Below are 16,246 nucleotides of genomic sequence, written 5' to 3'. Positions count from 1 at the left end.
TGCTTGCCACGAAACATCTTAAATCCTCCATAATTCAGCGGATCGCCCGGTCGTGACGGGGCGCTGGCGGTGTTGTTATTTCGTTGATTTTTAAAACATATTTTCTATACAAGCCTGAGGAACGATGGCATATTAGTTGGGTAGCGAATAGCACGCCCGTTCGTTTAGAAACCAGAAAAAAGACCGAGGAGACAAAATGCATCAAACAAAATTCGCGCTGGCCGTGCTGGCTGCGGCTGTCCTGGCAGGTTGCGGCGGCGCCAGTGGCGGTGATCAAGCCTTGAAAGTCAAATACACGGCGCAGGTGTCGTTCGGCGACAGCCTGTCCGATGTCGGTTCGTATGCCGTCGCCGGCGTGGCGGTGAGCGGTGGCGGCAAATTCACCATCAATGGCGACAATACCAAGATCAATCCTGAACTGACGGGCAAGAACTGGACCGAGCACCTGGCCGCGCAATTCGGCTTGCCGGCGCCATGCGCCGCCGAAACGGGCCTGGAAGGCAGCATTCCCTCCCTGCAGGCTCCGCGCGTCAAGCATGCGGGCTGCTTCGGCTACGCCATGGGCGGTTCGCGCGTCACCAACCCCGTCGGTCCGAACAATAAATTGGCGGGCGGTGCGCTGGGCGCCCTGACCGTACCCGTGGTGACGCAGATTGCGAACCACCTGGCCGTTTCCGGCGGCAAGTTCAGCGGTACGGAAGCCGTCTTCGTGATGGCGGGCGGTAACGACGTGCTGTATCTGCTGGGTGCATTGCAAACGGGCGCGATGGACGCCGGCGCGAAGGCCGGTGCGGCTGCGGGCGCCCAGGCTTTCGCCACCAACCTGGCGATGGCCCTGGCGGCCGGCGCCACCAATCCAAACACGGCAGTGGTTGCCATTGGCACCGCCATCAAGACGGCCAGTGCGGCGCCTGGCGCCACGTCGGCAACCATCGTCGGTGCCGCCGTGCAAGCTGCCATGATTGCGGGCAATGCGAATGCCCAGACGCTGGCCCCGGCCCTGGCCGCCAAGGCACAAGCCGACGCGACGGTGACGGGCAACGCCGCCGGCGCCAAGGCCGGCGCCGATTACGCTGCGGCACAGGGGCCGTTGCTGGTTGCCGCCATGGGACAGGCCGGCAAGGAGCTGGTAGTGCTGGTCAAGGACCAGATCATCGCCAAGGGCGCCAACTATGTCATCGTCAACAACCTGCCGGACGTGGCCGGCACGCCATCGGGCCTGAGCAAGGATGCCAACACCAAGGCGCTGATCAATGCCATGGTCAACACCTTCAACGGCGAGCTGAGCGCGGGCTTGAACGGCAATGCGAAAGTCTTGCTGGTCGACGTGTTTGCCGTCAGCCATGACCAGGGCGTCAATCCTGGTCCGTATGGCTTGACCAACGTCAGCGAGACGGCGTGCGACCTGACGCCAGCGAAGAATTTCCTGGGCAGCTCGCTCGTGTGCAATGGCACGAACCTGAAAGCGGGCGACGTCAGCCACTACTCGTATGCCGACGATGTGCACCCTACGCCGTTCAACAACCTGTTGCTGGCCCGTTATGTGGCCAAGGACATGGTCGTGCGGGGCTGGCTGTAAGGGAGGGCCGCGCCAGCTGCATCCCCGCGATGTGGCTGGCGCTGGCAGCGACAAGACTGGATAGCGGAACACTCCGCACATAATGAATCAGGAGACAAGATGAAGAATCGTTTGAATACCGCTGTACGCGTGCTGGCCGCGGCCGCCGCGATGGCCATGGCGACGGGCGCTTCGGCGCAAAGCGCAGGCACCTGGATGGCCAAGGCTGGCCTCAACAAGATCACGCCGCACGTGGACAGTGGCGACATTTCCGCGCCGGCATTGCCGGGCACCAAGGCCGACGTCAAGTCGGATACCAAGCCCATCCTGACCTTTGCCTACATGATCACGGACAATGTTTCCGCTGAAATGATTTTGGGTGTGCCGTACAAGCATGACCTGATCGGCGACGGTTCCATCAAGGGCACGGGCAAGCTGGGGACGGCGGAAGCCTTGCCGCCGACGGCCTTCATCCAGTACCGTTTCTTCCAGCCCAATGCCATGATCCGCCCCTACGTGGGCGCGGGCTTGACGTATGCCTATTTCCAGAAGGAAAAAGGTTCGGGCCAGATGACGGCCTTGCTGGATCCGGGTGGAAAACCAGTGACGTACCGTATGGACAACAAGCTGACAGGCAGTCTGGTGGTCGGCAGCACCCTGGCCTTCAACGAGCGCTGGTTTGCCGATGTGGCCGTGGTCAAGACCTACCTGAAAACCAAGGCGAAATTCTCCACGGGGCAGACGCAGGACATCAAGCTCGACCCGGTCGCCGTGAGTATCAGCATCGGTTATAACTTTACCCTGTAAAACAAAAAATCCGCCTCGGCGGATTTTTTTTGTCCCGCTCAGGCTGGCGGTGTATTGAACTTACCATTGTGGAAGATCAAGGGCGGCTGCGCGGCAAACGCGCATTGTTCCACTTCGCCCACGAAAATGACGTGGTCGCCTTCCGGATAGCGGCTGCGGTTGTGGCATTCGAACCAGGCCGATGCGCCTTTCAGGATGGGCTGGCCCGTGCGCGACAGTTCGTATTCCACGTCGTCGAAGGGATTCGGCGTGCGGCGTGAAAAGCGCGTGGCCAGTTCCGCCTGGTCGGCGCCCAGCACATTGATGACGTAATGCGAGTTGCCGCTGAAAATGGGCATGCTGTTCGCCACGGAACCGAGGCTCCACAGCACCAGGGGCGGCGACAGCGAGACGGAATTGAAGGAACTGGCCGTCAAGCCGCGGAAACTGCCGTCGGCCAGGCGCGTCGTAATGACCGTTACGCCGGTGGCAAACTGCGACAGTGCCTGGCGGAAATGTGTCGTATCGAATTCTTGCGCGGGCGCGCGGGGAGAGCGTGTGTTCATGGGTGACCTGTCTATTTGCTGACATTATGCCAAAAATCGGCCATGCCAGCGCAATCGTGGCCGGCATGCCCGTATGTGCGGTGTCCCACGCGCCGTTTCAAGCGACGCTGCAAGCCATGGCGCTTTGCGTTACAGTGGTGAAATGATAAGTCGCAGCAGCGTTGCGGGAGGACATCATGAATCAACAGACGGAAGTGGCGGTATTCGGCGGTGGCTGTTTCTGGTGCCTCGCCGCCGTGTATGGGGAAGTGCGCGGCGTGACGCGCGTCGAGTCCGGCTACACGGGCGGCGGCGTGCCCCATCCCAGCTACGAACAGGTGTGCACGGGCGAGACGGGCCACGCGGAAGTGGTGCGCCTGGAATTCGACCCTGCCATCATTGCTTACCACGACTTGCTGGAAATCTTTTTTACGCTGCACGACCCCACCACCCTGAATCGCCAGGGAAATGATGTCGGCACGCAATTTCGCTCCGTCATCTGTTACCAGTCGGCCGCGCAGGAAAGCGTGGCGCGCAAGGTGCTCGCCGAAATGGCCGGCGTGTGGGATGCGCCCATCGTCACGCAGCTGGCGCCGGCCGCCACTTTTTATCCGGCCGAGGATTACCACCAGAATTATGTCGAGCGGCATCCCTTGCAGGGCTATTGCGCCCTCGTCGTCGCGCCCAAGGTGGAGAAATTCCGCGCCATGTATGCGGGCCGCCTGAAGTAAGACGGCCCCGCGCGCCTGTCAGGGCGCGAGCACGGGCGCCGGCCTTGTTTCCTGCGTATTCTCCTGCGCATACATGTAGTTGCGCGACCAGGGCAGGGTGGACGAGCGCCGGCCTGCCTTCACGCAGACGATCTGGTACAAGCTGATCAGGTCTTGCTCGAAGGCATAGGCGCAGCCGGCCAGGTAGACGTGCCAGATGCGGAAGCGCCGTTCGCCCGCCAGCGGACGGATCTGCTCGGCATGGGCTTCGAAATTCTCCGTCCACAGGGCGCAGGTGCGCGCATAGTGGCGGCGCAGGTTTTCCACGTCCAGCACTTCCAGTCCCCCCTGCTGCATGGTTTTCAGGACATTGCCGATGTGCGCCAGCTCGCCGTGCGGAAATACATATTTTTCGATGAATTCCCCGCCGCCATACGGCGTTTCGCCATTGTCCGGGTCGGTCGAGGTGATGCCGTGGTTCATCGCCATGCCATCGGGCGCGAGCAGCTTGTGGATGATGGAAAAGTAGTCGGGCAAGTGTTTCAGGCCCACGTGCTCGAACATGCCCACGCTGGTGATGCGGTCGAACTGGCCCGTGACGTCGCGGTAATCTTGCAGGCGGATATCGATCAAATTGGCCAGGCCGGCCGCCGCCACGCGCTCGCGCGCCAGCGCGTACTGGTTTTCCGACAGGGTCACGCCCACGCAGCGGGCGCCATATTGCTGCGCGGCACGAATCACGAGCGCGCCCCAGCCGCAGCCGATGTCGAGCAGGGTCTGGCCCGGCTGCAGCTGGATTTTCTTCAGGATATGGTCGATCTTCTTGACTTGCGCCTGCGCCAGGGTTTCATCGCCGTGTTCGAAATACGCGCAGGAATACACGAGGGCGGGGTCGAGAAATTGTTCATAGAACGCGTTCGACACGTCGTAGTGGTAGCGGATGGCTTCGGCATCCTTGCTCTTGTCATGCTTAAAGCTGCGCACGATGCGGGCCAGCTTGCCTTCCGGCTTCAAGGTCGTGCGCGCCAGGGCATTGCAGATGGAAATCATGTCCATCGCCGTGCCCTTGACCTCGATATTGCCTTCCACATAGGCCGAGCCCAGGTTGGCCAGCGACGGGTTCAGCAGGTAGCGGGCCGAGGCGACGGTCGGCAGGCGGATGGTGACTCTGGGCGCTTCGCTGGACAGGTCGACATGCTGGCCATTCCACAATTCTATGCGCAGCGGCAAGGCGGTCTTGCTGCGGATGCTGGCGATCCAGGACTTGAGTTGGTTTTGTACAAACAAAATGGCCTCCAATGAAGCGGCCACCATGGCAGCCGCAAATTGAGAAACAATGTCATTTAGTAACTTCTACCCTCATAGCCTACACCTATATTGACCAGCTTGCTTTGCGCCGCCTTGCTTATCCTGCTCAGGGTTGCAGGCGCTGCATGCTCCATTGCCCGTCAGCATCGCGGGTAAACACGATGCGGTCGTGGAAGCGCGAGCGGCGTCCCTGCCAGAATTCGATGCGTTCCGGCTGCAAACGGTAGCCGCCCCAGTGGGCGGGGCGCGGCGGCTGCGCATCGCCGATGGCGGCGGCCACGGCCTCGTAATGGCTTTCCAGCTCGGCGCGGCTGGCGATCGGTGTACTTTGCTGCGAGGCAATCGCTGACAGCCGGCTTTGCAGGGGGCGCACATTGAAATACTCGTCGCTCTCGGCCGCCGTGGTCTTCACCACCGTGCCCTCGATGCGCACTTGCCGCTCCAGCTCGCGCCAGAAGAACAGCAGGGCCGCGTGCGGGTTGTGTTCCAGCTGCTGGCCCTTGTCGCTGTTGTAATTCGTGTACCAGGTGAAACCCCGTTCATCGAACTGCTTGATCAGCACGATGCGCGAGCTGGGCTTGCCGTCGGGACTGACGGTGGACAAGCTCATGGCGTTCGGCTCGCTGACCTGGGACTTGAGCGCTTCGTCGAACCACTTTTCAAATTGCGCAATCGGGTCGCGCTGCACGTCTTCCTCGGATAACAGTCTTTGCACATAATCGATGCGCATGGCGGCCAGGGTGGCTGCATCGTGCACGGGCACGGTGGCCGCTGCCGGGGCGGCGGTCTCTTCCGGCGCGATGCCGCGGCGGCGCTGCATGGCCGTGCCCAGCTGTTCCATCTGCTGCGCGCTGAACAGGCGCTTGGCCATGGGCGCCAGCTGGCCTTCTTCCTTGGCCATGTGGGCCTGGTAAGCGGCAACATAATCGCGCACGCCGTCGGCGGACAGCTGTGTGCCCGTGCCGACAGCGATGGCGTCCAGTTCCGGGCGCAGGGTCAGCCAGGCCTGATCCATGCGCTGGTGGTCGGCGAGGATTTCCGGCACCAGCGTGGTCAGCAGGGCGGCATCGTCGCCCGTGGCGGTGGCCTGCAGCATGGGCATCAAGTCCTGTTCTTCATCGTCATGGTGCAGATGGGCCGCTTTATTGAAATACTGCAACACCGCCTTGGCCGCCTGCTGCGCGTCCGCCGTGTTGCCGTGCTGCGCCAGATGGCCCAGCAGGTTTTGCAGGGTCGTCAGCTGCTTGCGGATCTTGTCGTGGCAATGCTTGAGCACGGCGATGGGCTGGTCAAAGCCGGGAACGGAGTCGAACAGGGGAGAGGTCATGGCGAGTTCTCGTGGTGAGCGGTGTGGGGGCGCGGCGACAATTGCTCTTGTCGCTGTGTCAATTCGGCTATTTTAGAATATCCGCCAGCGCAGTGTCCGTTAAAATGGCGCCATGCATACCTCCACCAATGAACTAATTTCCATGGACTTGACCGAGATCGATTTTGAGCGGCGTTTTGGCGGCATTGCCCGCCTGTACGGCGCGCCCGCGCTGGCGCGCTTCCGCGCCTCGCATGTGTGTGTGATCGGCGTGGGCGGCGTCGGTTCCTGGATCGTCGAAGCGCTGGCGCGCAGCGCCGTCGGCCGCCTGACCCTGATCGACCTCGATAATGTGGCCGAATCGAACATCAACCGCCAGATCCAGGCCATGAGCGACACCATCGGCAAGGCCAAGATCACGGCCCTGGCCGAACGCATCGAATTGATCAACCCGTTTTGCCAGGTCACGCAGATCGAGGATTTCATTACCCCCGATAATCTGGAGCAATTGCTGGGCGGACGCGATTTCGACTACCTGGTCGACGCCATCGACAATGCCAAGGCGAAAGCGGCCGTGATTGCATATTGTCGCGCGCGCAACATTCCCATGCTGACCATCGGCAGCGCGGGCGGGCAGACGGACCCGACATTGATCGCCGTGCGCGACTTGTCGAAGACGGAACAGGAACCGCTGCTCAAGCGCGTGCGCAAATTGTTGCGCACGGAATATGGTTTCCCCCGTGGCGTGAAAAACAAATTCAATGTCGACGCCGTGTTTTCCATGGAGCCGCTGAGCACGCCCGAGAGCGCGGAAGCGTGCGCCATCGATGGCAGCACGCCCGCCGGCGTCACCGGCCTCAATTGCGCCGGCTTCGGTTCCAGCGTGGTGGTGACGGCCAGCTTCGGCATGGTGGCGGCCGCCCATGCGCTGAAAAGCTTGCGCCAGGACAAAGTTGCTGAAGTGCCAGCGCCAATGCCAGTGCCGGACGCCGCCTGAGTCACGCTGCTTAAATCAGCTTCCTGCTGGCCAGGATGCGATAATCGCCGCTGCTTTTCAGCGATTCCACCAGCACCAGTTCGTCCGCCTGCCAGGCGATGGGCGCGAAATCCTCGCTGGCCGGCGGCGGCGCCTGGCGCGCCAGGGTCACGTGCGGCGTGAAGCGGTCGTGCTCGAAGCGCGGCGCCAGCCCCTGTTCCGCCAGACGCTGCATGCAGGCCGCGCGCAAGTCGAGCAAGGCGGGCGAGGGCCGTGCCAGGGCGGCCCAGGCCAGCGCCAGCTGCGTAAAATGGCTGGCGTGATCGAACAGCAGGGGCATGGCCCGCGCCGGCATGTGTTCCAGAATACCCAGCAGGGCGGGCAGCTCGCTGGCAGGGCGCTGGCCCAGGAAGGCCAGGGTCAGGTGCAGCTTGTCCGCGCGCACGGGCTTGCCTTCCAGGCGCGCCTGCCAAGCGGCCAGGGCCGCGCGCGTGGCCGCATCGGGCCATAGCGCGTAAAACAGGCGGGGGCAATGGGCATCGGGCGACAAGTTTTTCCTATCGTTGCGGCGGTTTGCTATTATTGGCGTTCCCTGCCGGTTCGCTGGCGCAGGGATCTCACCGAAACTCACTGAAAGAATACATCATGACGCGTAGCTCCGTTTTGTTTGCCCTGATCTGCTCCGTCGCCGCGTCGCTGGCGCAGGCACAGGCGCCAGCGCCTGTTCCCGCCTCCGCCGTCTCGCTGAGCCCCGGCCCTGTCGCCGATAAATTGATCTTGATCGACAACAAGGTCGGCACGGGCAAGGAAGCGTCCGCAGGCAACAACGTCACCGTGCACTACACGGGCTGGCTGTACCGTCCGCTGGCGAAAGATTCGCGCGGCAAGAAGTTCGACAGCTCCGTGGGCCGTGGCCCGTTTGACTTTCCGCTCGGCAAGGGCATGGTCATCAAGGGCTGGGACCAGGGCGTGGCCGGCATGAAAGTGGGCGGCAAGCGCACCCTGATCATTCCAGGCGAACTGGCCTACGGCCCGCGCGGCGCCGGCAATGGCGACATTCCGCCGAACTCGGCACTGATCTTCGATGTGGAATTGCTGGACGTGAAGTAATTGTTCAGTTTGGCGGCGGCGCATGCTCGCGCCGCCGCCATCGGCACGTAACAAAATGTTCAGGGCTAGGCGCATTGCCGAAGACAGTACGAAAGTACGGCAAGGCATTGCAACAACGCCATGAACTTTTTGTTCAGTGTCTTGAAACGCGGTAGACTGGGGTTTCTTGAAATAGCGGAGCTTCCTTCCATGAACATCGCCAACGACGTCACTGAACTGATCGGCAACACCCCCCTGGTGCGCATCAACCGCATCGCCGCCGGCAGTGTGGCCACCATCCTGGCCAAACTCGAATTCTACAATCCCGCGCACAGCGTCAAGGACCGCATCGGCCTGTCCATGATCGTTGCGGCCGAAGCCGCCGGCAAGATCCATGCCGACACCGTCATCGTCGAGCCCACCAGCGGCAACACGGGCATCGCGCTGGCCATGGTGTGCGCCGCGCGCGGCTACCGCTGCACCCTCGTCATGCCCGACACCATGAGTCGCGAACGGCGCATCCTGCTGCGCGCCTACGGCGCCGAGCTGGTGCTCACGCCCGGCAGCGAAGGCATGCTGGGCGCCATCCGCAAGGCCGAGGAACTGGTGGCGGCCGACCCGCGCTACCTGATGTTGCAGCAATTCAATAACCCCGCCAATCCCGCCATCCACCGCGCCACGACGGCCGAGGAAATCTGGCGCGACACGGATGGGCAAGTGGACATCGTCGTCGCCGGCGTGGGCACGGGCGGCACGATCACGGGCATCGGCGAAGTGTTGAAGGAACGCAAGCCTGGCTTGCAAATGATCGCCGTGGAACCGGAAGCGTCGCCGATGCTGTCGAAGGGGACGAAGGGCCCGCACCCGATCCAGGGCATCGGCGCCGGCTTCGTGCCGCAAATCCTGAATACGGCTATCTACGACGAAATCATTTGCGTCAAGAACGACGACGCGTTCGCCACGGCACGCCTGGCCGCCAGCGATGAAGGCTTGCTGGTCGGCATCTCGTCCGGCGCCGCCCTGTGGGCGGCCCTGCAAGTGGCGCGCCGTCCGGAAAACGCGGGCAAGACCATCGTCACCATCATCCCGTCGTTTGGCGAGCGCTACCTGAGCACGGCCTTGTACGCAGGCCTGGGCGACTGATTCAATAGCAGCGGCAGGGCTATCCCTTCCGCCAGCGCCCGGTTGCCCGCGTCGCCCGGGTGCAGGTGGTCGCCCGAGTCGTAGGCGGGCAGCAGGCGCAGCGGGTGCGCGGGGTCGCGCGCCCAGGCGTCGAAGTCGAGCACGGCGTCAAAATGGCCGCTGGCGCGTATCCACGCATTGAGTTGCTGGCGCAGCGCATCTTTATCAGGCTGATAATAGTCGCTCAGCGGTGTGCCGGGCAGGGCGCCTGCGAACGGCGTCAGGGTGGCGCCGACCACGCGCACGCCGCGGCTGCGGGCCTGGGCGACCAGCCGGGCGTAGCCGCTGCTCAGTTCCTCCAATGTCGGCCGTTGCTCCCGTGGCGCAAACGCCGTGCCGGGCCAGCTGATGTCATTGATCCCCAGCAAGACGACGACCGTGCGCACGCCCGGCTGCGCCAGCACGTCGCGCTCGAAGCGCGCCAGGGCATTGCTTCCCATGCCGTCGGACAACAGCCGCGCACCGGAAATGCCCGCATTGATCACCGCCACGCCCTGCGGCGCCAGGCGTTCGGCCAGGAAATCGGGCCAGCGCGCATCCATCCCCAGGCTGGCGCTGGCGCCATCGGTGATCGAATCTCCCAGGATGGCCACGGCTTGCGCGGCTGGCGCCGCTTCCACCTGGATGGCGCTGAGTAAAAGGCGCGCCGTGGTGGTCTGCACGCCGGGAGAGTCATCGATGCGCGCGGCCAGTGTCTGGTCATGCGGGGCGATCCACGCCGTCTCGCGGCCATCCCAGTGAAACGTGGAAGTCGGGCTGGATTGTGGCAGGTGGATGCTCACCGTCAGCCGGGCCAGGTCCGGCACGGGCAGGTCGACGGGGTCGCTGACGAGCGGCGCGCCCGGCGCCACGCTGGCCGAGGGTTGGCCGGAAAACGTGAGCGTGCGCAGGCTGCCCGCTTCGATGGCCGAACCGGAAGCGGCCAGGGCCACGGTGGCCGCGCCGATGCGCAGCGGCACCTTGCCATACGCATTCGACAGCACGATGCGCACGCGCGGACCGCCCACGCTGAGGCGCGCTACCTGGCGCACGGTGTGCCCGTGCAGCACGGCGGGCACGTTGCTGGGGAACAGGAAGTCGCTGCTCCACACGGCTTGCGGGCTGGCCGTCCAGCTGGCCAGCCAGGCGGTGTCCGCATTGGCGGCCTGGACAGGGCTTGTGCCGAGTGCCAGGCTCAGCAGGGCGGCGGGGAGGATGGAAAATCGTTGCATGGCGGCTCGCTTCATCAAGGGGAATGTGCGCATGATGCGAGCAACGCCATTTATGCACTAGACTATCTTATCGAAGAACATTTATGAGTTGAATTCACAATGGCCAGACTGGAAGTGAATCGTTCCGGCGAGCTGGAAGTGTTTGTGCGCGTGGTCGAACTGGGCGGCTTTTCCGCCGCCGCGCGCGTTTGCGGCATGACGCCGTCGGCCGTCAGCAAGCTCGTCTCGCGGCTGGAAGAGCGCCTGGGTGCGCGCCTGCTGAACCGCTCCACGCGCCAGCTGCAGCTGACGGCCGAGGGCTGCGGCCTGTACGAACGGGGCATGCAGGTGCTGGCGGCCCTGGACGAAGCCGAGCGCTGCGCCGGCGTGCAGGATGTGCCGCGCGGCCAAATACGCGTGAATGCGAACGTGCCGTTCGGCCAGCATTTTTTGTTGCCGCTGGCGCCGCTGTTCCTCGAACGCTATCCGCAGGTGACGCTCGACATCGTGCTCACGGATGCCGTGGTCGATATCCTCGAACAGCGCACGGACGTGGCCGTGCGGGCCGGTCCCCTGAAAAGTTCCAGCTTGCTGGCGCGCAAGCTGGGCCAGACGCGCATGGTCATCGTGGCATCGCCAGGCTACCTGGCGCGGCGCGGCACGCCGCTGCTGGCGGCCGAGCTGGCGTCGCATAATTTGCTCGACGCCAATTACGCGCGCGCCCGCTCGGGTTGGCCGCTGCGCTTGCCCGAAGGGGACGTCGTCGTGCCGGTCACCGGCAATGCGCAGGCCAGCGATGGCGAAGCCTTGCGGCAACTGGCGCTGGCGGGACTGGGATTGGCGCGCCTGACCGCCTTCCAGGTGCGCGGCGATATCGCGGCGGGCCGTTTGCAGGCCGTGCTGGAAGCGTTCAACCCGGGCGACAGCGAGGACGTGCATGCCGTCTTCGTGGGGCAAGGCGGGCATGTGCCGCTGCGCGTGCGCGCTTTGCTCGATTTCCTGGCGCAGAACGTCGACCTGGACTGAGGGTATCCCGGCGCATTAGGCTACAGGCGGACACGGCCGCGCAGTACAATATCGGACGGGCCGCAATGGTTCGGCCCGTATCGTGCCTTTGAATGGAAATATGTTCCTGGTAAAACCTGAACGCCGCCGCCTGCTGCAGGTGGGCGCAACCGTGGCTGTCATCGCGCTGGGCCTGGCCTCGCGCGCCTATCCCCAATTCCTTCCCGCTGCATTGGGAAAATATCCGGGCGACGCCCTGTGGGCCATGATGATCGTCTTTGCGCTGGGCGTCCTCGCCACGCGCATGCGCACGTGGCAACTGGCCTTGTGGTCTTTGCTGATCTGCTTTGCCGTGGAATTCGGCCAGCTTTACCAGGCGCCGTGGATCGTCGAGCTGCGCGCGCATCCGCTGGGACACCTGGCGCTGGGTTCCACCTTCGGCTGGGGTGATTTGATCGCCTACACGGCCGGCGTGGCCGTGGCGGCGATCATCGACAAGCTGGCGCTGTTCAAGCGCCGCTAGTCTTATTTCACGTTACCTTCAGCATCGCGCAGTTCCACGGGCGCCAGTTTGAGCTTGCTCAATTGCGGGGCGATCTTCGCCTTGTCGCCCACGCCGATGACGATCAGCTTTTCCGGCTGCAGGTATTTTTTCGCCACCTGCTGCACCTGCTTGTCCGTCACGCTGGCAAAGCGCTGCGGCAAGGTCGTGTAATAGTCGAGTCCCAGGCCGTAGATATACGCGTTCGCCATGCTGGCGCTGATGCTGGCGTTCGTGTCGAACTGGCCCGGCAGCGACAGCACTTGCGAGTTGCGCGCATTCGCCAATTCCTTGCTGCTCAGGGGCTTGGCGATCATGGCGCGCAATTCCTTGACGGTTTCCGATACGGCCGGGCCTGTCACATCGGTGCGCACGCTGGCGGCAATCGAGAACGGTCCAGGCTGATTGCGGTACTGGAATTGCGAGCGCACGCCATAGGTATATCCCTTTTCTTCGCGCAAGTTGGTGTTCAGGCGGCTGGTAAACAAGCCGCCCAGCGCCGCGTTCATCACTTGCAGCGGCGCGTAATCGGGCGTGGCGCGCGGCACGGCGATGGCGGACAGGCGCACGGCCGTTTGCGGCGCGCCCGGCTTGTCGACCAAGATCAGTTTTGCCTGCGTCGTCTGCGGCGTGGCGGCCACGGACTGCGCCACGGTGCCTGCCTTCCAGCTGCCGAACTTCGCTTCGGCCAGCGCCTTCAATTCCGCTTCGCCGATATCGCCCGAAACGATCAGCGCCGCATTGTTCGGCAGGTAATGCTGCTGCCAGAACGCTTGCAGGTCGGCGCGGCTGGCCGCCTTCAGCGCCGCTTCCGTGCCCAGCTGGATGTAGCCGTACGGATGTTGCGGGCCATACAGGGCCGCCGCTTCCACGCGGGCCGCCACGGCACCCGCGTTTTCGCGCTGCTGCGCCAGCTGTCCGATGCGGCTGGCGCGCTGGCGCTCCACCTCTTCTTGCGGGAATTGCGGGTGCAGCACCACGTCGGCCAGCACGTCGAGCGCTTGCGGGAACGTGGCTTTGAGCGATGTCAACTGGGCAAACGAGGCATCCGTGCCGGAACCGGTGCTCAGCAGGGCGCCCAGTTGCGCCACATCGTCGGCGATCTGCGGCGCGCTGCGCGTGGCAGTGCCTTCCTGCAGCAATTGCGCCGTAAAGCTCGACAAGCCCGGCTGCGCCAGCGGATTGGCGCCCGAGCCGCTCTTGATCACCAGCTGGCTGGAAACGAGCGGCACGGCCGGATTGTAGTGGTGGATCACGGTCAGGCCGTTCGCCAGGGTGAACGACTTGCCTTGCGGTAGCACAATCTTCGGTGCGGGACCGGCCTTCGGCACGGCATTGCGCCATGGCTCGTCCGCATTGATGGCCGTGCCTGGCGCAGGCTTGACCTTGCCCGGCGCCGGCGTCGGCACTTCCGCGCCCAGGTCCGGCTTGCCCGGCACGCCGTAGACGACGACGCGCGACTGCTTCTTCAGGTAGGTATCCACGGCGCGCTGCACGCCGGCCGCTGTCACCTGGCGGTAGCGCTCGATATCCTTGGCCAGGTAGCCGGGGTCGCCCAGGTACTGGTTGTATTCGTTGAGCAAGTTGGCCACGCCGCGCCCACCCATTTTTTCCACCTGGCTCAGCATGGTGGTCTCGATGCTGTTGCGCGCCCGTTCCAGTTCCTTCCCGGTGGGGCCCTTGGCGCGCAATTGCTCCAGCTCAACTTGCAGCGCTTGCTCGATTTCCTCTGGCTGGTGGCCGGGGCGCGCCGTCGCGTCGATGGTGAAGATGGACGTGAGGGCATTCGAGCCCTGGCTGGCGCCCACGTCCTGGGCGATCTGCTTGTCGTACACGAGCGATTTGTACAGGCGGCTGGACTTGCCGCCGGCCAGGATGTGCGCGGCCATCGACAGTTCCGCGTCATCCTTGGTGTAGGCGGACGGCGTCAGCCAGGCCATGAAGACGCGCGGCAATTCGACCCGGTCTTGCACCACGATGCGGCGTTCCTGCGTGATGGACGGCGTCACGACAGCGGGTTTCGGCACGGCCGGGCCGCTCTTGAAGCTGCCGAAGTATTTGTTGACCAGTTCCTTGGTCTTTGCCTTGTCGATATCGCCGGCGATCACCAGGCTGGCATTGTTGGGGCCATAGTATTTGGTGAAGAAATCCTTGATGTCGGCCAGTTTCGCGTTCTGGATGTCCGCGTGCGAACCGATGACGCTGGCGTAATACGGATGGGTCTTGGGAAACAGCTGGTGGTACAGGGCTTCCTGCACGATGCCGTAGGGCGCATTTTCCACGCTCTGGCGGCGCTCGTTGCGCACCACGTCCTGCTGGTTCGTCAGCGCCGTCTGGTCGAGCACGTCCAGCAGGTAGCCCATGCGGTCGGAATGCGTCCACAGGGCCAGTTCCAGCTGGTTCGACGGCACCGTGTCGAAATAATTGGTGCGGTCGAAATCCGTGCTGCCGTTCGAATCCGTGGCGCCCGCACCTTCGAGCAATTGGTCGGCCATGCCGCGCGGCACGTGCTTGGTGGCGGCAAACATCATGTGTTCGAACAAATGCGCAAAGCCCGTCAAGCCCGGCGCTTCATTGGCCGGTCCCACGTGGTACCAGATATTGACGGCCGTGACGGGCAATTTATGGTCTTCCACGAGAATGACGTCCAGGCCGTTCGGCAAGGTGTATTTTTCGTAGGCGATATGCGGCACGGCCGTCGCGCCCAGGGGCGCCGTCGCAGCCGCATCGGCGGCGTGGGTCAGGCTCAGGGGGGCGCCGTACAGCGACAGCAGCAGGGCGGGGAGGGCCAGCAATTTGATCGGTTTCATGCATGCTTCCAGGGATAGGTGGAGAAGACGCTGCGGCTCGCTCGTGGCTGGCGCAGCGCGACGGTGCTACGGTCGGTGCTACAGTTTATACAACAGTGCCGCGCCGCCCAGCACCAGCAGCGCGCTGGCGATGGAGACGATGGCCGCGGCGCCCAGCAAACGCCATTCGCGCGGCGTGAAGCCTGCCGCTGGCGTCGCCTTGTCGGCAAGGCTGGCCAGGGACGCCGGCGGCAGCTCAGGCAAGCCGCCCGCCGCGCGCGCCTGGGCCGCCAGCGCCTGCGTGGCGGCGTCCAGCATGGCCAGCTGGCGCTCGACGGTTTCCGCCAGCACGGCTTCGTTCAGCGCCACGAGGGCGAATATCGGGTCATCGACGTCGATCTTGATGCCCGTCTTGTCGAATACGTGGCTGCGCAGTTTGTGCTGGTCCATCTACCACTGCACCTTGTCGAGCTGTTCGAAGATGTCGCGGTAGACGACCTTGATGCGCTGCTTTTCCATGATGTTGAACTTGTCGTTCTGCAACACTTCCTGCATCGTCAGGCGCGCCGTGTTCATTTTCTTGACGTCCGCGCCAAAGGTGTCGGGATTGCGCTGGCTCAAGGTGATGCTGCCTTTGACGCGCGCGCGGTTGTCGCTGTACGACTGCGATTCGACGAATTGCTTGCCGGACGCCGATTGCAGCAGGCCGAAGTGTTCGTTTTGCCACAGCACCAGCGGCACGGTCGTCGCTTGCGCCGTGGCGACAAAACCCGTGGCCGTATCGTGCAGGGTGTCGCCGCCGCCGACGATGGTGTGGATGTACACCTTGCGGCCCGATTCCTGCAGCAGTGAAAAACAGTCGTTTTCCAGCAGGTAGCCCATCAGCGGCGAAAACGTGTTCGCGCCATTGTCGACCACGCAGTTGCCGTCTTCTTCGAGGATGTCGATCATCAGCGCGTCGAAGCGTTTCGGGTCGATGTTGCGCGCATCCGTCATCACGGGCACATGCTTGACGTTCATCGCCTTGTAGCGCGAGAACGTGGCGTTTTCCTGATCGGTGTCATAGCAGCGCAAAGGCGTGCCGTCCTTGCCGCCTATCCACTGGGCCAGCAGGGTCGAGACGAGGGTCTTGCCGATGCCGCCCTTGCCCTGCAGGATGAAATGTACCGTGTTTTGCATTGCGACTACTCCAAGTTGTTGCGTCAGTGACAATCAAAGATCCGTGACAGCGGCGCAGGCGCCCGGCCAGGCCACGACTGGC

Annotated in this window: 16 protein-coding genes; 8 read left to right on the top strand and 8 right to left on the bottom strand. The window is 63.6% G+C overall.

What is annotated here, in order from left to right; translation table 11 throughout:
* Positions 1 to 196: 196 nt before the first annotated feature.
* The gene (locus O3299_RS18020; RefSeq protein WP_305062847.1) at positions 197 to 1,579 is read left to right on the top strand and encodes an SGNH/GDSL hydrolase family protein; all 1,383 of its coding nucleotides are present in this window, start codon (positions 197 to 199) and stop codon (positions 1,577 to 1,579) included.
* Between the two features lie 99 nt (positions 1,580 to 1,678).
* The gene (locus tag O3299_RS18015; RefSeq protein ID WP_289903322.1) at positions 1,679 to 2,365 is read left to right on the top strand and encodes an OmpW family protein; all 687 of its coding nucleotides are present in this window, start codon (positions 1,679 to 1,681) and stop codon (positions 2,363 to 2,365) included.
* A gap of 38 nt (positions 2,366 to 2,403) precedes the next feature.
* On the opposite strand, the gene O3299_RS18010 is transcribed toward O3299_RS18015, so the two are convergent.
* The gene (locus O3299_RS18010; protein WP_077408668.1) at positions 2,404 to 2,910 is read right to left on the bottom strand and encodes a flavin reductase family protein; all 507 of its coding nucleotides are present in this window, start codon (positions 2,908 to 2,910) and stop codon (positions 2,404 to 2,406) included.
* Between the two features lie 176 nt (positions 2,911 to 3,086).
* Here O3299_RS18010 and msrA point away from each other — a divergent pair, with 176 nt between their 5' ends.
* The gene (gene msrA, locus O3299_RS18005) at positions 3,087 to 3,620 is read left to right on the top strand and encodes a peptide-methionine (S)-S-oxide reductase MsrA (protein WP_305062846.1); all 534 of its coding nucleotides are present in this window, start codon (positions 3,087 to 3,089) and stop codon (positions 3,618 to 3,620) included.
* An 18-nt stretch (positions 3,621 to 3,638) separates the two neighbouring features.
* Here msrA and O3299_RS18000 read toward each other — a convergent pair whose 3' ends face one another.
* Positions 3,639 to 4,886, bottom strand: coding sequence for a cyclopropane-fatty-acyl-phospholipid synthase family protein (locus tag O3299_RS18000; RefSeq protein ID WP_305054129.1), 1,248 nt, complete (start codon positions 4,884 to 4,886; stop codon positions 3,639 to 3,641).
* 127 nt (positions 4,887 to 5,013) lie between these two features.
* Positions 5,014 to 6,234, bottom strand: a complete 1,221-nt coding sequence (gene pdxH, locus O3299_RS17995) for a pyridoxamine 5'-phosphate oxidase (protein WP_305054128.1) — start codon at positions 6,232 to 6,234, stop codon at positions 5,014 to 5,016.
* A 112-nt stretch (positions 6,235 to 6,346) separates the two neighbouring features.
* Between pdxH and O3299_RS17990 the strand changes: the two genes are divergently transcribed.
* Positions 6,347 to 7,210 (top strand): tRNA threonylcarbamoyladenosine dehydratase, encoded by an 864-nt coding sequence (locus tag O3299_RS17990; protein WP_305062845.1) that lies wholly within the window; start codon positions 6,347 to 6,349, stop codon positions 7,208 to 7,210.
* Between the two features lie 10 nt (positions 7,211 to 7,220).
* Here O3299_RS17990 and thpR read toward each other — a convergent pair whose 3' ends face one another.
* Positions 7,221 to 7,739: an RNA 2',3'-cyclic phosphodiesterase gene (gene thpR / locus O3299_RS17985; RefSeq protein WP_305062844.1), complete on the bottom strand. Its 519-nt coding sequence runs from the start codon at positions 7,737 to 7,739 to the stop codon at positions 7,221 to 7,223.
* Positions 7,740 to 7,834: 95 nt separating this feature from the next.
* Here thpR and O3299_RS17980 point away from each other — a divergent pair, with 95 nt between their 5' ends.
* Both O3299_RS17980 and cysK read left to right on the top strand, forming a co-directional pair.
* On the top strand, positions 7,835 to 8,299 hold the full coding sequence (locus O3299_RS17980; RefSeq protein WP_077408663.1) for an FKBP-type peptidyl-prolyl cis-trans isomerase: 465 nt from the start codon (positions 7,835 to 7,837) through the stop codon (positions 8,297 to 8,299).
* Between the two features lie 189 nt (positions 8,300 to 8,488).
* Positions 8,489 to 9,421 (top strand): cysteine synthase A, encoded by a 933-nt coding sequence (gene cysK / locus O3299_RS17975; RefSeq protein WP_251350139.1) that lies wholly within the window; start codon positions 8,489 to 8,491, stop codon positions 9,419 to 9,421.
* Here the strand turns inward: cysK and O3299_RS17970 are convergent.
* On the bottom strand, positions 9,382 to 10,671 hold the full coding sequence (locus O3299_RS17970) for an SGNH/GDSL hydrolase family protein (RefSeq protein ID WP_305062843.1): 1,290 nt from the start codon (positions 10,669 to 10,671) through the stop codon (positions 9,382 to 9,384). The genes cysK and O3299_RS17970 overlap by 40 nt on opposite strands.
* Before the next feature lie 99 nt (positions 10,672 to 10,770).
* Here O3299_RS17970 and O3299_RS17965 point away from each other — a divergent pair, with 99 nt between their 5' ends.
* Positions 10,771 to 11,676: a LysR family transcriptional regulator gene (locus O3299_RS17965; RefSeq protein WP_305054123.1), complete on the top strand. Its 906-nt coding sequence runs from the start codon at positions 10,771 to 10,773 to the stop codon at positions 11,674 to 11,676.
* A gap of 100 nt (positions 11,677 to 11,776) precedes the next feature.
* The gene (locus O3299_RS17960) at positions 11,777 to 12,178 is read left to right on the top strand and encodes a DUF2809 domain-containing protein (RefSeq protein WP_289903329.1); all 402 of its coding nucleotides are present in this window, start codon (positions 11,777 to 11,779) and stop codon (positions 12,176 to 12,178) included.
* Between the two features lie 2 nt (positions 12,179 to 12,180).
* On the opposite strand, the gene O3299_RS17955 is transcribed toward O3299_RS17960, so the two are convergent.
* The 3 genes from O3299_RS17955 to O3299_RS17945 all read right to left on the bottom strand — a co-directional run bounded on the left by O3299_RS17955 (position 12,181) and on the right by O3299_RS17945 (position 16,164).
* The gene (locus O3299_RS17955; protein WP_305062842.1) at positions 12,181 to 15,006 is read right to left on the bottom strand and encodes a pitrilysin family protein; all 2,826 of its coding nucleotides are present in this window, start codon (positions 15,004 to 15,006) and stop codon (positions 12,181 to 12,183) included.
* Between the two features lie 78 nt (positions 15,007 to 15,084).
* The gene (locus O3299_RS17950) at positions 15,085 to 15,435 is read right to left on the bottom strand and encodes a hypothetical protein (RefSeq protein WP_251350144.1); all 351 of its coding nucleotides are present in this window, start codon (positions 15,433 to 15,435) and stop codon (positions 15,085 to 15,087) included.
* Positions 15,436 to 16,164, bottom strand: coding sequence for a hypothetical protein (locus O3299_RS17945; protein ID WP_077408658.1), 729 nt, complete (start codon positions 16,162 to 16,164; stop codon positions 15,436 to 15,438).
* Positions 16,165 to 16,246: the final 82 nt, after the last annotated feature.

The organism is Janthinobacterium sp. SUN176, assembly GCF_030587335.1.
Taxonomy (GTDB): domain Bacteria; phylum Pseudomonadota; class Gammaproteobacteria; order Burkholderiales; family Burkholderiaceae_D; genus Janthinobacterium; species Janthinobacterium kumbetense.
The sequence above is the reverse complement of the archived record's forward strand: the minus strand, read 5'-3'. Positions and strand labels throughout refer to the sequence as shown.